Source organism: Mycobacterium asiaticum (assembly GCF_001673635.1).
Taxonomy (GTDB): domain Bacteria; phylum Actinomycetota; class Actinomycetes; order Mycobacteriales; family Mycobacteriaceae; genus Mycobacterium; species Mycobacterium asiaticum_C.
The window spans coordinates 158,182-178,061 of the sequence record NZ_LZMH01000037.1 but is presented as its reverse complement, the minus strand read 5'-3'; the positions used below and the strand labels follow the sequence as shown (position 1 = coordinate 178,061).

Genomic DNA, 19,880 nt, shown 5'->3' with positions numbered 1-19,880 from the left:
CGCAGGTTGAAAGCATGACATTGCTTGACATGCTGCCCTCCATCGGCAAAGCCGCGCCGCGGCGCGTCGACCCGGCGATATGGCCGGTGACGACCGGTTGTGACGAACAAGGTCGGCTATGCCTCGGTGAGGTACCGCTCACAGACATCGCCGATGAGTTCGGCACCCCGACCTACGTCGTCGACGAAACCGACTTCCGACATCGCGCCCGCCGCTACCGCAAGGCGTTACGTGGCGTCGAGATCGTCTACGCCGCAAAATCACTGCTCACCACGGCCGTGGCCAGGTGGGTGCGGGAGGAAGGCCTGGGCATCGACGTCTGCTCACCCGGCGAACTCGCCGTCGCGCTGGCCGGGGGGCTGGATCCGGTACGCGTCATCGTGCACGGCAACGCGAAATCGCCAGACGAGCTGCGCGAGGCGGTAGCCGCTGGGGTCGGCCGCATCGTGGTGGATTCCGACATCGAGATCGCCTACCTGGCCGGCCTGGCCCGCCGACGGCAGCGCGTGCTCATCCGGGTGACCCCCGAGATCGACATCCATGGGCACCGCGCGGTCACCACCGGAGTCAGCGATCAGAAGTTCGGGTTCACCCTCGACGGCGGTCAGGCGGCCCGGGCCGTGCAGCGGGTGCTGGCCCACCCGATCCTCGACCTGATCGGGTTGCACTGCCATATCGGCTCGCAGGTCACCGACGCCGCGCTGTACGGGGAAGCGATCCGCCGGATGATCACCTTGATGGCCGAAGTGCGATCCCGCCACGGTGTGATCCTCACCGAGCTCAACATCGGCGGTGGCCACGGCGTCCCCTACACCCGCGGTGACGGCGAGCTGAATCTCGACGAGCTGGCCGCCGCGATCGAGGACGCGCTGGACGAGGCCTGTGCCGCCGAGCATTTCCCCCGGCCCGTCATCGTGGTGGAACCGGGCCGTGCGATCAGCGCCCGCGCCGGTGTCACCCTGTACCGGGTGTGTTCGGTGAAGACCCGTCCGGGCGGCCGGACTTTCGTGGCGGTTGACGGTGGGATGAGCGACAACCCGCGGGTGGCGCTGTACGGCGCGCGGTACACGGTCGCGCTGGCCAACCGCCACCCGCTGGTGAGCCGACAACTCGTGACTGTCGCCGGCCGGCATTGCGAGGCCGGCGATGAGATTGCCCGCGATGTCGAGTTACCGACCGACGTGCGCCCCGGCGATCTGCTCGCGGTGGCGGGTACGGGCGCCTACCACCACAGCATGGCCTCGACGTACAACCTGGTGGGCCGGCCGCCGCTGGTAAGCGTCGGCCGCGGGCGGGTGCGCGAGCTGGTACGGCGTGAGACGATCGCCGACCTGCTCGCCCGCGACCTGGGTTGACCAGCTACCAGGGCATGGTCGCCCACGAGTAGAACGCGCCGTTGCCGACGTCGTGCACGCCGTAGGAATCCCAGTAGTAGTCGTGGCAGACGCTGCCGTCCCAGGGCACGGGACGCCCGGCCGGGTTGGGGTCGCCGGGACACCAGGTGGTGCAGGCCTGTAGCCGCGGGCAGTTGCCGGAATCGGCGTTGGCGGGTGCCGCCAGCAGCGACAGCGCGGCGCTGGCCGCCGCCACACCGAGGACGATGCGCGAGGGTCGGTTCATGTTCAGTCCTTTGCTGGTTGTTGCCGACGATCACACCTTGCTCAGGCGGCTACCGATCCCAATTATTCGCCCTGCAACTGCGGGTCGGCCTCCAGGTGAGTCAGACCGTTCCACATGAGGTTGACCAAATGCGCGGCCACCACTTCCTTCTTGGGCTCCCGCGCGTCGAGCCACCACTGTGCGGTCATCGACACCGAACCCACCAGCGCCTGGGCATACAGCGGGGCCAGCTCGGGATCCAGACCGCGGCGGGCGAAGTCGCCGGCCAGGATGGAGGCGACCTGATTGACCGCGTCATTGAGCAGGCTGGAGTAGGTGCCCGAGCTGATCGAAGCCGGCGAGTCCCGGATCATGATGCGGAACCCGTCGGTGCGTTCCTCGACGTAGGTGAGCAGCGCCAGCGCGACCCGCTCGACCCGCACGCGGGACCGGTTGTTGGTCAGTGACGAGGTGATGCCGTCCAGCAACGCCGACATCTCCCGGTCGACCACGACCGCGTACAGCCCTTCTTTTCCGCCGAAGTGCTCGTAGACGACTGGTTTGGAGACGTTGGCGCGTTGCGCGATCTCCTCGATCGAGGTGCCGTCGTAGCCCCGTTCGGCGAACAGTGAGCGGGCGATCCCGATCAGCTGGTGCCGGCGCTCGCTGCCGGTCATCCGGGCGCGGGGCGTTCGTGCTTCCTTGTCCGGGGTTCTCTCCGGTGCGGCCACCTGATCAGGGTATCGAGGTGACCCACGCTCGGCTCCGGAATACCGGCCGGGTTCGATAAGGTTTCATCGGCGGCGCACGGGCCGCTGATCGGCGATCCGTCGTGGTGTAATCGGCAGCACCTCTGATTTTGGTTCAGATAGTTCAGGTTCGAGTCCTGGCGACGGAGCTCCGCATTTTGCGCTTTTTGCCGCGAGCGTGCACAAGATGCCACTCTTGACGGCGTGTCGGCGTGCAGGTACGCACGCTCGCAAGGCGAAACTTGAGGAGAGTTGATGACGTTTCGTGGTGACACCGCGGTCCTGGTCCTGGCGGCCGGGCCCGGCACCCGGATGCGGTCCGACACCCCGAAAGTGCTGCACACCCTCGGCGGTCGCAGCATGCTGTCGCACTCCCTGCACGCGATGACCAAACTCGCGCCGCAGCACCTGGTGGTGGTCCTCGGCCACGACCACGAGCGCATTTCGCCGCTGGTCGCGGAGTTGGCCGACGACCTGGGTCGCTCCATCGAGGTCGCGTTGCAGGACCGGCCGCTGGGGACGGGCCATGCGGTGCTGTGCGGGTTGTCCGCGCTGCCCGACGACTACGCCGGCATCGTCGTGGTCGCCGCGGGTGACACTCCCCTGCTGGACGCCGACACGCTGGCCGACCTGATCGCCACCCACAGCTCGGCGGCCGCGGCGGTGACCGTGCTGACCACCACGCTGGACGATCCGCACGGCTACGGCCGCATCCTGCGCACCCAGGACGACGAAGTGATGGCAATCGTCGAGCAGGCCGACGCGACCGCCTCACAACGCGGGATCCGCGAGGTCAACACGGGCGTCTACGCCTTCGACATCGCCGCACTGCGATCCGCGTTGGGCCGGCTCAGCGCCAATAACGCCCAACAGGAGCTGTACCTGACCGACGTCATCGCGATCGCGCGCCGGGATGGCCACACCGTCAGCGCCCTCCACGTCGACGACAGCGCACTGGTCGCGGGCGTCAACAACCGCGTCCAGCTCGCTGAATTGGGCGCCGAGCTCAACCGCCGGATCGTGGCCGCTCATCAGCTGGCCGGCGTGACCGTGGCCGACCCTGCGACGACCTGGATCGACGTCGACGTGACGATCGGTCGCGACACCGTGATCCAGCCCGGCACCCAGCTGCTGGGTAGCACCCGGATCGGCGGCCGCTGCGTCATCGGGCCGGACACCACCCTGACCGACGTGAACGTGGGCGAGAACGCCACGGTGTGCCGGACCCACGGCACGTCGTCGACGATCGGCGACGGGGCCACCGTCGGCCCGTTCAGCTTTTTGCGGCCCGGGACGGTGCTGGGCGGCGACGGCAAGCTGGGCGCGTTCGTCGAGACCAAGAACTCCACCATCGGCACCGGGACCAAGGTGCCGCACCTGACCTACGTCGGTGACGCCGACATCGGCGACCACACCAACATCGGCGCGTCCAGCGTGTTCGTCAACTACGACGGCGTCACCAAACGCCGCACCACGATCGGCTCGCACGTGCGCACCGGCTCGGACACCATGTTCGTGGCGCCGGTGACCATCGGCGACGGCGCCTACACCGGAGCCGGCACCGTGGTGCGTGAGGACGTCCCGCCGGGCGCGCTGGCGGTGTCGGCCGGTCCGCAACGCAACATCGAAGGTTGGGTGCAGCGCAAACGACCAGGCACGGCGGCCGCCGAAGCCGCGCAGCAGGCCCTCGAGTCGGAGCCAGATCAGACATCGTGAAGCAACTTCCCGGTAACCCGGGCGCAGCACCAGGCACTTCGCTACGTACGATGGTGCCTTCATTTCAGATCCCGAGAGGGCAGCCCGGTGAGTCACGACTGGACCGATAACCGCAAAAATCTGATGCTCTTCAGCGGCCGCGCCCACCCGGAGCTGGCCGAGCAGGTCGCCAAGGAACTCGATGTCCACGTGACCGCGCAGACGGCGCGGGAGTTCGCCAACGGCGAGATCTTCGTGCGCTTCCAGGAGTCGGTGCGCGGATGCGACGCGTTCGTCCTGCAATCGGCCCCGGCACCGGTGAACCGGTGGCTGATGGAACAGCTGATCATGATCGATGCGCTCAAGCGCGGCAGTGCCAAGCGGATCACCGCGGTCATGCCGTTCTACCCTTATGCCCGGCAGGACAAGAAGCACCGCGGCCGCGAGCCGATCTCGGCTCGCCTGGTGGCCGATCTGCTGAAGACCGCCGGCGCCGACCGGATCGTCACCGTGGACCTGCACACCGATCAGATCCAGGGTTTCTTCGACGGCCCCGTGGACCACATGCGCGGCCAGAACCTGCTGACCGGCTACATCAAGGACAACTACCCGGACAGCAACATGGTCGTGGTCTCCCCCGACTCCGGCCGGGTGCGTATCGCCGAGAAGTGGGCGGACGCCCTGGGCGGCGTCCCGCTGGCCTTCATCCACAAGACCCGGGATCCGCGGGTGCCCAACCAGGTGGTGTCCAACCGTGTGGTCGGTGAGGTGCAGGGCCGCACCTGCGTGCTGATCGACGACATGATCGACACCGGTGGCACGATCGCCGGCGCGGTCAAGCTGCTGCACGACGACGGCGCCAGGGACGTGATCATCGCGGCAACGCACGGTGTTCTCTCCGACCCGGCGGCCGAGCGGCTGGCCGGCTGCGGTGCCCGCGAGGTGATCGTCACCAACACCCTGCCGATCGGTGAGGAGAAGCGGTTCCCTCAACTGACCGTCCTGTCCATTGCGCCGTTGTTGGCCAGCACCATTCGTGCGGTCTTCGAAAACGGCTCAGTCACAGGACTGTTCGACGGAGACGCCTAGATGGGTGACCAGACCGTCATCTATCACAATCCCAAGTGCAGCACGTCCCGCAAGACGCTGGACTTGTTGCGGGACAGCGGTTTAGACCCCACAGTGGTGCAATACCTGAAGACGCCGCCGTCCCGTGACGAGCTGGTGCGAATGATCGCCGACGCCGGCATCGAGGTGCGCGCCGCGGTCCGCAAGCGCGAATCGCTGTACGCGGAGCTGAATCTGGCCGAGGCGAGCGACGACGAGCTGCTCGACGCGATGGCCGAGCATCCAATCCTGATCGAACGGCCGTTCGTCGTCACCCCGAAGGGCACGCGGCTGGCCCGCCCGATCGACGCAGTCCGCGAGATTCTGTGACGCGGCGCGCCATCGCGGCCGCCGCCGGGGCTGCTGTGCTCGCCCTTGCGACGATCGCTTGCGGCGGCCCCAAAGTTCCCGACTATCAGGCGATCTGGACTACCAGCGGCACAGCGGCCAGCAGCACCCCGGCAACGTCGGAACCGCCGGTCCCGCTGTCGAAGTATCTGGAAGACCAGGGCGTGGCCGGTGATCCGGTAGACCCGGCCAGCCTGCCGGACTTGACGGTGTCGATGCCGACTCCGGCGGGCTGGAAACGGCGTGGCGACCCTAACCCCGCATCCAAGGCGGTGATGATCTCCAAGGGAGACAACTATCCGGCGGCCATGCTGGTGGTGTTCAAGTTGCGCGGGGAACTCAATCCCGCCGAGGCGATCAAACACGCAAATACCGATCTGCCGGACAGCTTTCACCAGTTGGACGCTTCAACGGCGGACTTCAACGGGTTCCCGTCCTCGGTGGTGCAGGGAACCTACGAGCTGAAGGGCGCGCGGATGCGCAGCTGGAGCCGGGTGGTGCTGCCGACCGGTCGGCCGCCGGACAAGCAGCGATACCTGGTACAGCTGATCATTACCAGTCTTGCCGACCAGGCCGTCTCGGAAAGCAACGATGTCGAGGCCATCATCCGGGGATTCGTCGTCGCCCAAAAGTAGCGTTCTTTGGGCGAGCAGACGCTAAAGCACCCAAAAACTGCGTTTTTGAGGCGCTTTAGCGTCTGCTCGCGGGGCTCAGGGCCTGGGCGTCAGCACGACGACTGGGATCGGCCGCGACGTCTTCTTCTGGTATTCCACATAGCGGTTGCTGTTGTTCGCGTTGACGATCTTCCACAGTCGCGCGTAGTCGAGGCTATCGGGTAGCACCGGGCGGGCTGTGACGGCCAAACGATTTGCGCCAACACTGATTTCAATCTCCGGATTGGCCTTCAAATTGTGATACCAGCCGGGCGCTTTTGGATAGCCGGCTTTCGATGCGACAACGAGATAGTCGTCACCGTCCCTGGCGTAGGTCAGCGTCGTTGTGCGCGCCTGGCCTGTCTTGGCGCCCACCGTGTGCAGTAGCAGGTTGGGCGGCATACCCGGTATCCGATGGCCGATCCGGCCATTGGTTGCTTGGTAGATCTTGTCGTGCAGACTGAGGAATCTGAACAGAACGCGCGCTCGGTCAAGGATGTCATGGTTTCAGTCTTGCTGACGGGCGGCTTCCTGGACCAGTTGCACCCGGGAAGTGATGCCCAGCTTGGCGTAGACGTGGGTCAGGTGGGTCTGCACGGTGCGCGGCGAGATGAACAGTCGCCCACCGATCTCTTTGTTGCTCAATCCTTCTGAGGTCAGACGAACCACGTCCTGCTCCATCGGGGTCAGTGAGCCCCAACCGGTGGCCGGTCGTTTCCGCTCGCCGCGGCCGCGCTGGGCATACGCGATCGCTTCTTCGGCGGAGAGCTCAGACCCTGCTCCCAAGGCCTCATCAAAAGCACCTTCTCCCAACGCTTCTTGCAGCTCCGCAAGGACAGCTTGGTAGCCGGCCTCGTACATGGGATAGCGGACGTGGTCCAGTCGCTGCCGAATGCCGGCGGCAGCACCCAACAATCGCGCCGCGTAGGGATGGTTGCCGTCGCCGGCCGCCAAGCGGGCCAGCAGTTCGAGCGTGTCAGCGACCCGCATGAACGCACCGGTTCGGGAGGCGACCGCCAGCGCGTCGTGCGCGTCGCGCTCGGCCTGCTCTCGGTCGCCCTGCGCGAGGGCGATGAACCCGCGGACTGTCAGCGTCACGAGCTGGTACCAGCCCGGCACCATCGCAACGATGCCGTCTGCGTACGAACGCGCACCGGTCAGATCACCGCACGACAACAATGCCTCGGCCATCGGCACGACACTGCGGGTGAATACTTCGCGGGCGGGAACCGTATGCGGTAACGCTTCCTCGGCAGCTCGTCTGGCCGCCGCGCCGTCACCGCCTGCGAGCGCGGCGTAGGCAAATGCCGCGTGCACGGTGTCACCCGCGATCCCACCCATCCGCTCGGCGGCCGCGAGCGCCGCTTGCGCGACGGCATGCGAGGCGTCCGCTTGGCCCCGAAACGCCAATGCCAGGCTGTGGCCGAGATGGCCGAAAAGAACCATGGTGACGTCGTCAGCCGCTTCGGCCTCTTCGGCCAATTCGCTGGCAATGCGAGTGCCAGCGGCGAGTTCACCCTGGAGCACCAATGCGATGGCCAGCCACGCCCGGTTGCTTCGCGAGAAGAACCGATCGCCGAATTCGTCCGCCACATCACGCCCTTTCTCGGCGGCCGAGCGGGCTGCTATGGGTTCGCCGAAAAGCGCGTTGAAGGTCGCCCGGTGGCCGAAAACCTGGCACAAACGCCACCGGTCATTCGTCGAGGTGAACTCCTCCATCATCTCGTCCGCGTATTGCTGGGCCAAATCCGGGCTGTACAGGGCCAGGGTTGCGCAGGCTACGAGAGCGTGCACGATGAGCTCTCGCTCACCGAGCTGTCGCGCGATGGCTAACGCTTCTTGCGCCCGGCCCAGGCCCGTCGGCATCGCTACCCACGAGGCGAGGATGCTTTCTTGGGCCACGGCGCCGGCCCACACTGCAGGAGTGAGGTGCGATTCTTCGGTCAGAATGGCTGCCAACCCGGCCAGGGCCTCGAGAACCCGCCCGCCCCAGAGCCATAACGGCAGCAAGCAGACGATCATCCGCAGGGCAACCTCGAAGTCAGAGTTCTCCTGGCTCCAGGCGAATGCCGCGCGAAGATTTTCGATCTCGATTTGCGCCCAGCGCAGCAACTCCTCGTCTGCCGACGGGCCACGCGAGTGCAGGGCGGCCGCCTTTTCCGCGTAGTAGTCCCGATGACGGGTGCGAACCTCGCCCGCTTCCCCGGACTCGCCCAGCTTTTCCTGCGCATATTGGCGCACTGTCTCCAATAACCGGTAGCGCATGCCGTCGTCGGTGCCTGTTTCGAAGGCGACGACCAAGGATTTGTCGACGAGTAGGCCCAGCTGATCCATCAGCTGAAAGCCCTCCAGCTCGCTGCCGGAGCCGACCGCGTGCGCAGCGTCGAAGTCAAAGCCGCCGGCGAACACGGCTAGTCGCCGGAACAGCACCCGCTCAGGCTCGGTGAGCAGCGCGTGCGACCAATCCACCGACGCGCGCAACGTCTGTTGACGACGCACCGCGGTGCGCGCACCACCGGTCAGCAACCGGAACCGGTCATGCAGACTGTCTACAATCTGCTTGAGCGACAACGCTCTAATCCGTGCTGCGGCAAGCTCAATCGCCAACGGCATACCGTCGAGCCGTTCGCAGATCTCGACAACCAATGCCCTATTTGACTCTCTCACAACAAAATTCGGCCTGACTCGGCGGGCACGATCGGCGAACAGCTCGATTGCCTCGTCGGCAAGAGATAGCGATGGCACCCGCCAACTCAACTCACCGGGCAATGCCAGCGGCTCGCGACTGGTGGCCACGATCGTCAGGTGCGGACACACCCCGAGGAGCTCAATAACCATGGATCCACATGCATCGAGCAGGTGCTCACAGTTGTCCAGTACCAACAAGATTGCCTTTGCGCCGATGAACCTCACCAGTGTCTCCAGGGTGGACAGGCCCGGTTGATCCGGCAGCCCCAATGTGCGTGCCGTCGTGACCGGCACAACCGCCGGATTGGTGATCGGCGCCAGGTCGACGTACCACACGCCATCATCGAAGACATCTACCATTTGCGCTGCCACCTCTACGGCAAGTCGCGTCTTGCCGGCACCGCCGGCGCCGTTCAACGTGACCAACCGGTTGTCTTCGATCAGCCGCCGCAGCTCAATCATCTCCTCCTGTCGCCCAACAAAACTCGTGAATTGGACCGGCAGGTTATGTGATGCTGCGGCCGTGCTCACCCGCAACGGCGGGAACTCATTGCGCAGCTCCGGGTGACACAGCTGCAGCACCCGCTCCGGCCGCGGCACGCCTTTCAGCGGATAGCTACCCAGGTCCGTCAACCACACGTCCATCGGCAGCCGATCGGCCACCAAGGCTTCAGTAACTGCCGACAGCACCGTCTGCCCACCGTGCGCAAGATCCCTGATGCGCGCAGCGCGATTGATTGTCGGACCCGCGTAATTACCCTCGTCACGCAACTGAATCTCACCGGTATGCAACCCAATCCGGATCCGGATCGGCCCCAACGATGCCCGCTGCAACGCCAACGCACACCCCAGCGCGTCGGAGGCCCGCGCAAACGCGGCGACAAAGCTGTCGCCCTCCCCCTGCTCCACCGGACGCACACCACCGTGCACGGCGACGGTCTCATCGACCGTCCGGTTCAACAACGCCAGCGCAGCAGCCATCTGCTCGGGCTGCGTCTCCCACAACCGCGTCGAACCCTCGACGTCGGCCAACAACAGCGTGACCGTTCCGGTCGGCAGCAACTCAGTCAAGCTCCAGGTCAGCGGTGGCATCTCCACGTGTTGGCTCATGGTAACCAGCATCAAGCCACGATCCAGGGAAAACATCCGCCAGACCGCGCACATCGATGTCGACGGACCGTCTGGCGAATTGCGCTATGCCCCGCACAGATCTACGCGCTGCGGCGGATGGTTCCAGCCCGGGATCGCCGGATAGTCGCTGGCATGACAAGCCAATCTGTTCTCGACGACGCACCGGTTCAGCTACCCGAGATCGCCTACTACCAACTCACCGATCCCGAGGAGGCGCACCGCGTCATCGCCTACGCCCGGGCGCAGTCCCCGATCGCGATCGGCCCCTACGGGCTGGAGATACTGAGCTACAACCTGGTCCGTCACGTGTTGCGGGACAACAGGTTTGTCACCGCGCACGACCTTGGACTGGCACCGCGCGGGGTCACTTCAGGCCCACTGTGGGACCGGGCCGTCAGCAATATCCTGGCGATGGACGGGGCCGAGCATCATCGGCTGCGCCGACTTGTGTCAAAGGCGTTCTCGCCGCGCGCGGCCGAGCGGCTGCGCGCTCTGACCGTCGAAGTCATCACCGGGCTGGTTGAACCGGTCACCCGCTCGGGGCACTGCGATCTGGTGACCGATATCGCCAAGGGATATCCGACGGCGATCATCTGCGCACTGCTGGGCGCGCCCACCGAGGACTGGCGCCTGTTCTCCGACTGGACCGAGGACATCAAGAAGCTCTTCGAGCCCACGGTGGCTGACGACGCGCCGACCATCCTGGCCGCATGGACCGAACTGGACGCTTACCTCGAGGACCTCATCGCCACTCGCCGGACGTCGCTGGGCGACGACCTGATCTCCGACCTCATCCGCGCCGAAGAGGACGGCGACCGGCTCACTCACGATGAGCTGCTCATGCTGTGTGCGACCCTGCTGGGTGCCGGCACCGACACCACCCGCAACCAGCTCGCGGCGGCGGTGCAAGCGTTGGTCGCCCATCCCGACCAGTGGGCATTACTGGCCCGGCACCCCGAGCTGGCACCTGACGCGGTGCACGAGCTGATGCGTTACCGCCCAATCATTTTCGGGGCCCTGCGGCAAGCCGGCGAGGATGTCGAACTCGGTGGGGTCCGCATTCCGGCCGGCACCCTCGTGGTGGCGAACACCGCGGCCGCCAATCGCGACCCCGATGCCTACGCCCACCCGGAACGGCTGGACATCACCCGGGCGAACCCGGCGGCGATCCTCAACTTCGGCGGCGGCGTGCACTACTGCCTCGGTGCCCACCTAGCCCGGCTGGAACTGACGGAGGCTCTCCGCGTCATCACCACTCGCATGCCCAATCCCAGGCTGACCGGCCCGGTCCTGTGGAAGGACATGAGCGGCATCACCGGACCACTTGACCTGCCGCTGGCGTTCGACCGCTCGTGATGCTGCCTACAGTGGGCAACCATGACCGACTGGACCGCAGCTTTTCTACCGTCCTTCGCTGGGCGCACCGTCATCATCACCGGCGCCAACAGCGGGCTGGGCGCGATCACCGCCCGAGAGCTGGCAGGCCGCGGCGCCCGGATCATCATGGCCGTCCGCGATACCGAGAAGGGCAAGGCCGCGGCCGAGCAGATCAGCGGCTCCGTCGACATCCGGGAACTGGACCTGCAGGATCTGTCATCCGTGCGCCGATTCGCCGACGACGTGGCCGGCGCCGACATGCTGATCAACAACGCCGGCATCATGGCCGCTCCCTACGCCCTGACCGTCGACGGATTCGAAAGCCAGATCGGCACCAACCACCTGGGCCACTTCGCGCTGACCAACCTGCTGCTACCCAAGCTCAGCGACCGCGTGGTGACCGTGTCGTCCATGGCGCACTGGCCGGGGCGGATCGATCTGAACGACCTGAACTACCAGAGGCGCCGATATTCGCCGTGGCTGGCCTACTGCCAGTCCAAGCTGGCGAACCTGCTGTTCACCAGTGAGCTGCACCGTCGCCTGAGCGCGGCCGGTTCGCCGCTGCGCGCCCTGGCAGTCCACCCCGGCTTCTCGCATACCAACCTGCAGGGCGCCTCTGGGCGCAAGCTCAGCGACGCGGTGGTGTCGTGGGGCACCGGCGTCATGGCTACCGACGCTGATTTCGGAGCCCGCCAGACGCTGTACGCGGCGTCGCAGGATCTGCCTGGCGACACGTTCATCGGCCCCAGATTCGGTTATCTGGGACGCACGCAGGCCGTCGGTCGCAGCCGCCGGGCGCGCGACCCACAAACGGCGAAATCGCTGTGGGAGCTGTCCGAGCGCCTGACCGACACCAGATTTCCGCTCTAGGAGCCCTGCCGAGCAGACGCAAAAGTCCCCGACACGCCGTGTCGGGAGGAGCTTTTGCGTCTGCTCGCGGGTGGCTGCCCCCACCTCGCGCAGCCGGCTCGCGGATTTCCGGTGTGCCCCGGCAATGCGATACCCTGACCGGGCGTCACGGCGAGGGTGGCCGGCAAAATGCCAGCACACCGTTATCGACGGAGACCGACATCACTTTCCTAGACTGTCGCGCTCCCTGGCCGTGCCCTAGACACAGGCCCTAGACCCAGGAGCAAGACATGGCTAAATCCGCAGGCAACCAGCTCAGCGTCTCGGTGCGTACCGAGACCGGCAAGGGCGCATCCCGCCGGGCCCGCCGCGAGGGCAAAATCCCCGCCGTCCTCTACGGCCACGGCGCCGACCCACAGCACCTCGAACTGCCTGGACACGACTTCGCGGCCGTGCTTCGCCACGCCGGCACCAACGCGGTGCTGACGCTGGACATCGGTGGCAAGGAGCAGCTCGCGCTGACCAAGTCGATCGACATTCACCCGATCCGGCGCACCATTCAGCACGCCGACCTGCTGGTGGTCCGTCGCGGTGAGAAGGTCACCGTGGAGGTCACGGTCGTCGTCGAGGGCGAGGCCGGCCCGGACACTCTGGTCACCCAGGAGACCAACGCCATCGAGATCGAGGCTGAGGCGCTCTCCATTCCCGAGCAGCTGACCCTGTCGGTCGAGGGCGCCGAGGCGGGCACCCAGTTCGCCGCCGGTCAGATCGAACTGCCGCGCGGTGTGAACCTGATCTCCGACCCGGACCTGCTGGTGGTCAACGTCGTCCAGGCGCCGACCGCCGAGGACCTCGCCGAAGAGGGCGGCGGCGAAGAGGGCGAGGCGGCCGAGGCTGCTGGCGAGGAAGAGGCGGGCGAGTCCGAGGCCACCGACGAGTCCGAGTAGCGCGACGTGGCCGAACCGTCCCCCGCAAGCGGGCGGTACCCCCAACTTGTGGTCGGCCTGGGCAATCCGGGCGAGACCTACGCCCGGACCCGGCACAACCTCGGGTTCATGGTTGCCGACGTGCTCGCCGCCCGGCTGGGCGCAAAGTTCAAGGCGCACAAGCGTTCCGGTGCCGAAATCGTGACCGGGCGGCTGGGCGGCCGCTCGGTGGTGCTGGCCAAACCGCGCTGCTACATGAACGAGTCCGGCCGGCAAGTCGGGCCGTTGGCCAAGTTCTACTCGGTGCCGCCGGCCGGCATCATCATCGTCCACGACGAACTCGACCTGGAGTTCGCACGCATCCGGCTCAAGCTGGGCGGCGGCGAGGGCGGCCACAACGGGGTGCGTTCGGTGGCTTCGGCGTTGGGCACCAAAGACTTTCAGCGCGTGCGCATCGGGATCGGCCGTCCGCCCGGGCGCAAGGATCCGGCGGCATACGTGCTGGAGGCGTTCACCGCGGCCGAGCGTGCTGAAGTTCCGACGATCTGCGAGCAGGCCGCCGATGCCACCGAGTTGCTGCTCGAAATGGGATTGGAGCCCGCGCAGAACCGCGTCCACGCCTGGTAGCGCCGGCAAGCCGCCGGGTTGCGCGAGCAGACGCAAAAGCCCCCGACACGCCGTGCGTGCGGGGGCTTTTGCGTCTGTTCGCCAGGGCTAGGTGACCAGCGTGACCGAGTTGGTGCGGCGCAGCTTGCCCGACGGCGTCTTCGGGATCGTCCCGGGCCCGAGCACCACCACGTTGCGGGGCCGGACGTCGACCTCCTTGACCACCTCGTGCGCCACCTGGTGCTCGATTCGGCGCACCTCGGCCGGGTCCTGGTAGGCATTCGACTCGACCGCGACGGCGAACGACTCCCGCGAATGTCCGGCATCCAGACGCACCGCCACCGCACAGCCCGGACGGACGCCGTCGACGCGGCCCGCGGCCCGCTCGATGTCGGTCGGGTAGATGTTGCGGCCCGCCATGATGATGACGTCCTTCACGCGGCCGCAGACCACCATGTGGCCCTCGTCGGTGATGTAGCCGAGGTCGCCGGTGTCATACCAGCCGTGCTCGTCCTGAGCCGGGATGAAGCCACCCATGGTGATGTAGCCGGGGGTCAGCGATTCGCCGCGCAACTCGATCACACCCACACCGCGCGGCGGCATCACATTGCCCTGCTCGTCGACGATGCGGGCCTCGAGATCCTTCAGCAGCGGGCCCAGCGTGGCCAACCGGCGGGTGTTGCCCTTGGTAGCGGGCACGGCCCGGCGCAGCGCCGCCAGCAGGTCGGCGTCCACCTCGTCGACGACCAGACCCGAGTTGCACTTGGAGAACGACACCGCCAGCGTCGTCTCGGCCATCCCGTAGGCGGGCAGGATCGCCGACGAACGCAGCCCGAACGGCTTGCCCGCATCGAGCAGGTCCTCGACGTCGGCCGGTTCGACGGGCTCGGCGCCCGACAGCGCGAAGCGCAGCGTCGACAGGTCGAACTCGCCCGGCTTGGCGTTGCGGCGCAGCCGCTTGGCCAGCAGCGCGTAGGCGAAGTTGGGCGCCGCGGTCATGGTGCCCTTGTACTTGTCGATCAGCTTGGCCCACAGCAGCGTGTCACGCAGGAAGTCCATCGGCGTGACCTTGACCAGCTCCGCCCCGAAGTACATCGGGATGGTGAGGAAGCCGACCATCCCCATGTCGTGGAAGCACGGCAGCCAGCTGACCATGACGTCCCTGTCGACGTCGTACTCGGCGCCGATGAACATCGCCTCGGCGTTGGAGTAGATGTTGCGGTGCGTGATCTGGACGGCTTTGGGAGATCCAGTGGAGCCGGACGTGAGCTGCATGAGCGCCAAGTCGTCCTCGCCGACCTCGATCGGGTCGATGGGCGCCGACGCCAGCAGGTCGGCGACGGTCAGGACCTTGATGCCCTTCTCCTCCAGCACCGGGATGGCGACCAGGAACGGTTCGGAGACGATGACGGCCTTGGCCTCGATCATGCCGATGACGGTCATCGTGTCGTCGGCCCACACGGCCAGGTCGGTACGGGGCGTGGGCTGGTGCAGCATGGTCAGGCTGGCGCCCCGCATCCACAGGCCCTGAGCGGTCGGAGCGATCTCCACCGGGAAGCCGGCCAGCACGCCGACGGCGTCACCGAGCCCGATCCCCGCGGCGGCCAGACCGCCGGCGATACAACGGGCGCGCTCGTGGACCTCGCCCCAGGTGTGCCGGACGGGTTCGTGGGGTTCACCGGTGACCATGCCCGTCGTAACGGTGCGGGCATTGCGGAACATCTTCTCGGTAAACCTGCTCACGCAAACCTCCTCGGTTCCGGCACTTTCCCCACGGCCCGACTTTTCATATTCCACCTGCTAGATCTCGCTTTGAAGCAGGCGCGCGCACACAGTTGGGGAGCGGTTAGGTCTCGATTCGGTGATGAAACAGCGGTCCCGCGAGGGGCTGCGTGCCTACCGCTACTCGTCACCGCCGATTATCTTAAGCATCTCTTAAAGAAGTGCCAAACTGAGCCGCGCAGTGAGTCGCATGTCACAGCGGTGTTAACGGCGTCAGGCATCCGTTGCCGGCGCGGGTACCACTCGGGCGCCGGGCACTGGCCCGGAAGCGACCCGCACGGTGCGGCAGACGCCCGCTCCGGACAACTGGGTGCCGACGTCGACCGCCGACGCGGCGGTTGAGCACAGGAACGCGCATGTCGGGCCCGAACCGGACACGATGCTGGCCAGCGCCCCGGCCTCCACACCCGCCCGTAGGGCCCGCCGCAGCGCTGGATCCAGACTCACCGCGGCAACCTGCATCTCGTTGCCCAGTAGCGGCGCGAGTTGGTGCGGGTCGCCGGCGGCCAGTGCCGCCAGCACCGGACCGGGCTCGTCCAGGCGGGGCGGATCTCCGGTCTCCCTGAGCCGGTCCAATTCGGCGTACACCTCGGGGGTCAGCAGACCGCTGTCGGAGAACGCCAGGACCCAGTGAAAAGTGTTGCGGGACAGCACCGTAGCCAGTTCCTCCCCGCGGCCGGTGCCCAGCGCGGTGCCGCCGTGCAACGCGAACGGCACGTCGCTGCCCAGCCGTGCGGCCATCATGCGCAGGTCACGCCGGGGCAGGTTGAGCTCCCAGAGCGAATTCATCGCCACCAGCACCGCGGCCGCGTCCGCGCTGCCGCCGGCCATTCCCCCGGCCAGCGGGATGGATTTGTCGATCAGGATCGACACGTCGGGCGCCCGACCGACATGGTCGGCCAGCAGTTCGGCCGCGCGCCAGGCCAGGTTGCGCTCATCGGTAGGCAGTCGGTCGGCGCCCTCGCCGACGTGCTCGAGCGACAGCACGTCGGCGTTGCGAACGGTCACCTCGTCGAAGAGCGAGACCGCGTGAAAGACGGTGGTGAGTTCGTGATAGCCGTCGTCGCGGCGATCACCGACGGCCAGATAGAGATTGACCTTCCCAGGAACGCGAACGGTGACCGACCCGGTGGGCACCCACAACTCGGCGGTGTTGCCGTCAGACACCGCAGCAGACTATCGCTGCGGGCGCCGAACCACACGTAGCGGCACCACGGGTGCCGCTCATCGAAGCGGGCTCAGCCGGCCGGAAGCGGGGCCGGGCTGGGACCGTTCCCGCCGGTGCCGCCGGGCGTTTCGGAACGCTGCAGCAGTCTCACGAAGTCCTCGATCGACAAGGTCTCCCCGCGCCGGGCGGGGTCGATGCTGGCCGCCAGCAACCGATTCGCGGATTCGTTCCCGGATCCCGCCCACCCGACAAACGCGTTGCGAGTCGTCTTGCGCCGCTGCGCAAAGGCGATGTCCACCAGCTCGAAGACCCGTTTGCGGAACGCTTCGTCGGTGGGCCAGGGCGCGGCCTCGTACCGGTCGATGCGTACCAGCCCCGAATAGACGCGCGGGATGGGCCAGAAGACAGTAGGCGGCACCGTGCCGCAGCGGCGCACCCGACCGAAGAAATTCACCTTGACGCTGGGCACGCCGTACTCCTTACCTCCGGGCTCGGCGGCCAGGCGTTCGGCGACCTCGGCTTGCACCATCACGGTCACCACGCGAATGGAGGGGAATTCGGCGAGCAGATGCAGCAGGGCCGGAACGGCGACGTTGTAGGGCAGGTTGGCCACCACCGCGGTGGGCTCGACGGTCAAATCCTGCCTGCGCAGCGTCAATACGTCGCGGTTGACGACGACGAGTCGCTCGACCTCGCTGCTGGAGTGCTCGGCGACCGTCTGCGGCAGGCGGGCCGCCAGGACGGGGTCGATCTCGACGGCAACGACCGCCGCGCCGCGCTCGAGCAGCGCCAAGGTCAGCGAGCCCAAGCCGGGTCCGACTTCCAGCACGGTGTCGGACTTGCCCACGCCGGAGGCGGCGACCACCCGTCGCACCGTGTTGGCGTCGTGAACGAAGTTCTGGCCGAGCGATTTCCGCGGTCGCAGATCGAGCTCTTTGGCCAACCGCCTGATCTCGGTGCGCCCGAGCAGCCGGATGGTCAGCGCGTACCTGCCCGTCCGCTGCACACCGGCCAGGCGCCCCAGCCCTGCCGGGACCGCGTCACCTCGGCGACGGCAATCTGCTCTTCGCGGGTGGCCAGGTCGGCGCGCGGGGCGTAGCGCAGCCCGCCGTTGGCTTCCCAGGTCCCCTGGTCGAACTGCACGCCGCCGTAATATCCGTTGCCGGTGTTGATGCCCCAGTTTCCGCCGGCCTCGCACCCGGCGATGGCGTCCCAGACGCCGCCGTCGCTGACCGGTGGCACCTCGGTGCCCGGCTTGGTGCCTACTCGCACCACCGCTTCACGGGCCGGTTCGACCACGGTGTTGGAGACCGGCAGCCGACCCGTCTCGACGCCGTTGACCTCAGCCACCGCGAAGGTGACATCTTGGACACCCGGGGCGCCCGGGTCCTCGACGATCTCCCGGCTCATGTTCATCTCCGGGTCCTCGATGCGGCGCGCCGGGGGCGGCAGCGGCATCCGCTCGGTGACCCGCTCGATGCGGTTACGGGTCACGCGGATTTCCATCCCGTCGACGATCGGGCTGGTGGCGGCCGGCTCCACTTCGTCGCTGTCAACCAAGGGCGCTCCCGCGGCGGCCAGCAACTCGCCGACGTTGGCCGCCGGCAAATGCACCGTCCGGACCGCGCCGGCGTCGTTGAGCTGAACGGTCTTGGCACTCACGACCGGCAGGGCCATACCCGCCAACGGCACGCGGCTGGCACGAGAAGCCGCTGCCGGCGCCGTGTCGGTCAACGCGAGTTGGGCCAGCGCCTCGTCGACGGTCGACGCGGTGGTCCACACCTGGTGGGTGTTCTGGCCATCGAGCGAGATCTGCAACGGCCGGCTACGCCGCAGCACGATGTTGGCGGCGTCGGAGACCGCGGCGTCCGCGGCCGGAAAGAGGTCGTCGCGCTGGTCGACGGAGAACCCGTTTTCCTCAACGATGTCGATGACCCGCGACTTCATCGTCGCGACTTGCATGGAGGTTCCGTCGACGGTCAGCGTCACGGTCTTGGATGCGGATACCGCATACCCTCCAGCGAATGCCAGTGCCAATAGGAAGGCGCCCAGTACCAGGCGCAACACCGGCGATTCAGTTTGATGAAGTTTAGTAAGCAGTCTCAATGTCTATTCCAAGTCCAAGTCTGTCCCGACCCACTACAACCCTCAGCAGCTACACCTCAGAACGAGCTTCCGACCATATTCAGCTGAAATGACGAAATGGGCCCAGAGGCCCACCCGTTCGATCACAAGACGGTAACGAACCGTCCAATGCTGAGCAACTCGAAGATGTCCGTGTCGAGGCCGACCAGGGATTACGCCGTCGGCCCGATTTCCAGCCCGTAATTGCGGCAGGCGTTGCTCGTCGTTATTTCCGCCAATTCCTCGGGGCGGCGATTTAGCAGCTCAGCGAGGGCGCGGACGGTATAAGGCAGGCAGTACGATTCGTTCGCTGCGCCGCGATAGGGGTGCGGAGTCAGAAATGGCGCGTCGGTTTCCACCAAAAGTTGCGTGATCGGTATCAGGGGAACGGCTTCGCGCAGGTCGCGCGCGTTTCGAAAGCTCACCGTCCCGGACAGGCTGAGCAGCCACCCGGCGTCGACGCAAGTGCGAGCCATCTCACTTCCGGACGAGAAACAGTGAAAGATCACTGTCTCGGGCGCGCCCTCGGCGCGGAGCACATCCAGCACCTCCCGGTCGGCCTCCCGGTTGTGAATCATGAGCGGCTTGCCCGTCCGCTTGGCCAGGTCGATGTGCCATGCGAAGGCCTCGCGTTGCACGTCAGGCTGGGCACAGCCCTCGAACCGACCGGGCCAGTACATGTCCATGCCGGTCTCGCCGACCGCGACCACCCGCGGGTGGGCCACCAACCGTTCGATCTCGCTGCGGGCGGCGTCGGTGAGGGCATCGGTTCGGGTCGGGTGCAGGGCCACCGCGCCATAGACCCGCGGGTCCCACTGGACCGCCTGTTCTACCCAGCGCGCCGAATCCAGGTCGTCTGCGATGGTGACGACGGCGGCCACGCCGACCGCGGCGGCCCGATCAGCAATGGCACGGACGCCCTCGGCGTCGGACGCGCCGCATGCGTCGAGGTGGGTGTGGGCGTCAATCAACGGCGACAGCGGCTCCGGGGCGGGCGGCGCTTCTCGTCGGCCAGACCGGTTGGAGCTCACGCGCACACGATATGTCCACACGCGCGGGTAGGCGCCACCCCACTAGG

18 protein-coding genes and 1 tRNA gene are annotated in these 19,880 nt (G+C 66.9%); 10 read left to right on the top strand and 9 right to left on the bottom strand.

The window, feature by feature from the left end:
- The first annotated feature begins 14 nt into the window (after positions 1 to 14).
- Positions 15 to 1,355, top strand: coding sequence for a diaminopimelate decarboxylase (gene lysA / locus A5645_RS10960; RefSeq protein ID WP_065129502.1), 1,341 nt, complete (start codon positions 15 to 17; stop codon positions 1,353 to 1,355).
- A 4-nt stretch (positions 1,356 to 1,359) separates the two neighbouring features.
- Here the strand turns inward: lysA and A5645_RS10955 are convergent, their stop codons facing one another.
- Together A5645_RS10955 and A5645_RS10950 are read right to left on the bottom strand one after the other, a co-directional pair.
- Positions 1,360 to 1,620, bottom strand: coding sequence for a hypothetical protein (locus A5645_RS10955; RefSeq protein ID WP_065034814.1), 261 nt, complete (start codon positions 1,618 to 1,620; stop codon positions 1,360 to 1,362).
- Positions 1,621 to 1,682: 62 nt separating this feature from the next.
- On the bottom strand, positions 1,683 to 2,276 hold the full coding sequence (locus tag A5645_RS10950) for a TetR/AcrR family transcriptional regulator (protein ID WP_065034813.1): 594 nt from the start codon (positions 2,274 to 2,276) through the stop codon (positions 1,683 to 1,685).
- Between the two features lie 149 nt (positions 2,277 to 2,425).
- On the opposite strand from A5645_RS10950, the gene A5645_RS10945 reads away from it, so the two are divergent.
- The 5 genes from A5645_RS10945 to A5645_RS10925 all read left to right on the top strand — a co-directional run bounded on the left by A5645_RS10945 (position 2,426) and on the right by A5645_RS10925 (position 6,133).
- Positions 2,426 to 2,497, top strand: a tRNA-Gln gene (locus tag A5645_RS10945).
- A 106-nt stretch (positions 2,498 to 2,603) separates the two neighbouring features.
- A complete protein-coding gene (gene glmU / locus A5645_RS10940) occupies positions 2,604 to 4,064 on the top strand; it encodes a bifunctional UDP-N-acetylglucosamine diphosphorylase/glucosamine-1-phosphate N-acetyltransferase GlmU (RefSeq protein WP_065129501.1) in 1,461 nt (486 codons plus the stop codon).
- 87 nt (positions 4,065 to 4,151) lie between these two features.
- A complete protein-coding gene (locus A5645_RS10935) occupies positions 4,152 to 5,132 on the top strand; it encodes a ribose-phosphate diphosphokinase (protein WP_065034811.1) in 981 nt (326 codons plus the stop codon).
- Positions 5,133 to 5,480, top strand: coding sequence for an arsenate reductase (glutaredoxin) (gene arsC / locus A5645_RS10930; protein ID WP_065129500.1), 348 nt, complete (start codon positions 5,133 to 5,135; stop codon positions 5,478 to 5,480). It begins immediately after the preceding gene.
- The gene (locus A5645_RS10925; protein WP_065034809.1) at positions 5,477 to 6,133 is read left to right on the top strand and encodes an LpqN/LpqT family lipoprotein; all 657 of its coding nucleotides are present in this window, start codon (positions 5,477 to 5,479) and stop codon (positions 6,131 to 6,133) included. The genes arsC and A5645_RS10925 overlap by 4 nt, the downstream gene beginning before the upstream one ends.
- Positions 6,134 to 6,208: 75 nt before the next feature.
- Here A5645_RS10925 and A5645_RS10920 read toward each other — a convergent pair whose 3' ends face one another.
- Complete coding sequence (locus A5645_RS10920) at positions 6,209 to 6,649, bottom strand: nitroreductase family deazaflavin-dependent oxidoreductase (protein WP_065129499.1); 441 nt, start codon at positions 6,647 to 6,649, stop codon at positions 6,209 to 6,211.
- 9 nt (positions 6,650 to 6,658) lie between these two features.
- Positions 6,659 to 9,949 carry a LuxR family transcriptional regulator gene (locus tag A5645_RS10915; protein ID WP_253866934.1) on the bottom strand — a complete coding sequence of 1,097 codons (3,291 nt, stop codon included), beginning with the start codon at positions 9,947 to 9,949 and terminating at the stop codon, positions 6,659 to 6,661.
- Positions 9,950 to 10,102: 153 nt separating this feature from the next.
- Here A5645_RS10915 and A5645_RS10910 point away from each other — a divergent pair, with 153 nt between their 5' ends.
- The 4 genes from A5645_RS10910 (at position 10,103) to pth (ending at position 13,749) form a co-directional block, all read left to right on the top strand.
- Entirely contained in the window at positions 10,103 to 11,326 is a 1,224-nt protein-coding gene (locus tag A5645_RS10910) for a cytochrome P450 (protein WP_065129498.1), read from the top strand.
- Between the two features lie 21 nt (positions 11,327 to 11,347).
- Positions 11,348 to 12,217, top strand: coding sequence for an oxidoreductase (locus tag A5645_RS10905; RefSeq protein ID WP_065129497.1), 870 nt, complete (start codon positions 11,348 to 11,350; stop codon positions 12,215 to 12,217).
- A gap of 269 nt (positions 12,218 to 12,486) precedes the next feature.
- Positions 12,487 to 13,143 (top strand): 50S ribosomal protein L25/general stress protein Ctc, encoded by a 657-nt coding sequence (locus A5645_RS10900; RefSeq protein ID WP_065034805.1) that lies wholly within the window; start codon positions 12,487 to 12,489, stop codon positions 13,141 to 13,143.
- 6 nt (positions 13,144 to 13,149) lie between these two features.
- Positions 13,150 to 13,749, top strand: coding sequence for an aminoacyl-tRNA hydrolase (gene pth / locus A5645_RS10895; RefSeq protein WP_065034804.1), 600 nt, complete (start codon positions 13,150 to 13,152; stop codon positions 13,747 to 13,749).
- A gap of 87 nt (positions 13,750 to 13,836) precedes the next feature.
- Here the strand turns inward: pth and A5645_RS10890 are convergent, their stop codons facing one another.
- The 5 genes from A5645_RS10890 to A5645_RS10870 all read right to left on the bottom strand — a co-directional run bounded on the left by A5645_RS10890 (position 13,837) and on the right by A5645_RS10870 (position 19,839).
- Positions 13,837 to 15,471: a fatty acyl-AMP ligase gene (locus A5645_RS10890; protein WP_065129544.1), complete on the bottom strand. Its 1,635-nt coding sequence runs from the start codon at positions 15,469 to 15,471 to the stop codon at positions 13,837 to 13,839.
- 252 nt (positions 15,472 to 15,723) lie between these two features.
- Complete coding sequence (locus A5645_RS10885) at positions 15,724 to 16,677, bottom strand: 4-(cytidine 5'-diphospho)-2-C-methyl-D-erythritol kinase (RefSeq protein WP_216638296.1); 954 nt, start codon at positions 16,675 to 16,677, stop codon at positions 15,724 to 15,726.
- Between the two features lie 71 nt (positions 16,678 to 16,748).
- Positions 16,749 to 17,684 (bottom strand): 16S rRNA (adenine(1518)-N(6)/adenine(1519)-N(6))-dimethyltransferase RsmA, encoded by a 936-nt coding sequence (gene rsmA / locus A5645_RS10880; protein ID WP_436405484.1) that lies wholly within the window; start codon positions 17,682 to 17,684, stop codon positions 16,749 to 16,751.
- A complete protein-coding gene (locus A5645_RS10875; protein ID WP_065129496.1) occupies positions 17,657 to 18,784 on the bottom strand; it encodes a resuscitation-promoting factor in 1,128 nt (375 codons plus the stop codon). The genes rsmA and A5645_RS10875 overlap by 28 nt, the downstream gene beginning before the upstream one ends.
- A gap of 191 nt (positions 18,785 to 18,975) precedes the next feature.
- Positions 18,976 to 19,839: a TatD family hydrolase gene (locus tag A5645_RS10870; RefSeq protein WP_065129541.1), complete on the bottom strand. Its 864-nt coding sequence runs from the start codon at positions 19,837 to 19,839 to the stop codon at positions 18,976 to 18,978.
- Positions 19,840 to 19,880: the final 41 nt, after the last annotated feature.

Coding starts and splice junctions, on each gene's coding strand:
- lysA (WP_065129502.1), top strand. CDS start 15: ATGACATTGCTTGACATGCTGCCCTCCATCGGCAAAGCCGCGCCGCGG.
- A5645_RS10905 (WP_065129497.1), top strand. CDS start 11,348: ATGACCGACTGGACCGCAGCTTTTCTACCGTCCTTCGCTGGGCGCACC.
- glmU (WP_065129501.1), top strand. CDS start 2,604: ATGACGTTTCGTGGTGACACCGCGGTCCTGGTCCTGGCGGCCGGGCCC.
- A5645_RS10900 (WP_065034805.1), top strand. CDS start 12,487: ATGGCTAAATCCGCAGGCAACCAGCTCAGCGTCTCGGTGCGTACCGAG.
- arsC (WP_065129500.1), top strand. CDS start 5,133: ATGGGTGACCAGACCGTCATCTATCACAATCCCAAGTGCAGCACGTCC.
- A5645_RS10915 (WP_253866934.1), bottom strand. CDS start 9,949: ATGAGCCAACACGTGGAGATGCCACCGCTGACCTGGAGCTTGACTGAG.
- A5645_RS10955 (WP_065034814.1), bottom strand. CDS start 1,620: ATGAACCGACCCTCGCGCATCGTCCTCGGTGTGGCGGCGGCCAGCGCC.
- A5645_RS10950 (WP_065034813.1), bottom strand. CDS start 2,276: ATGACCGGCAGCGAGCGCCGGCACCAGCTGATCGGGATCGCCCGCTCA.
- A5645_RS10910 (WP_065129498.1), top strand. CDS start 10,103: ATGACAAGCCAATCTGTTCTCGACGACGCACCGGTTCAGCTACCCGAG.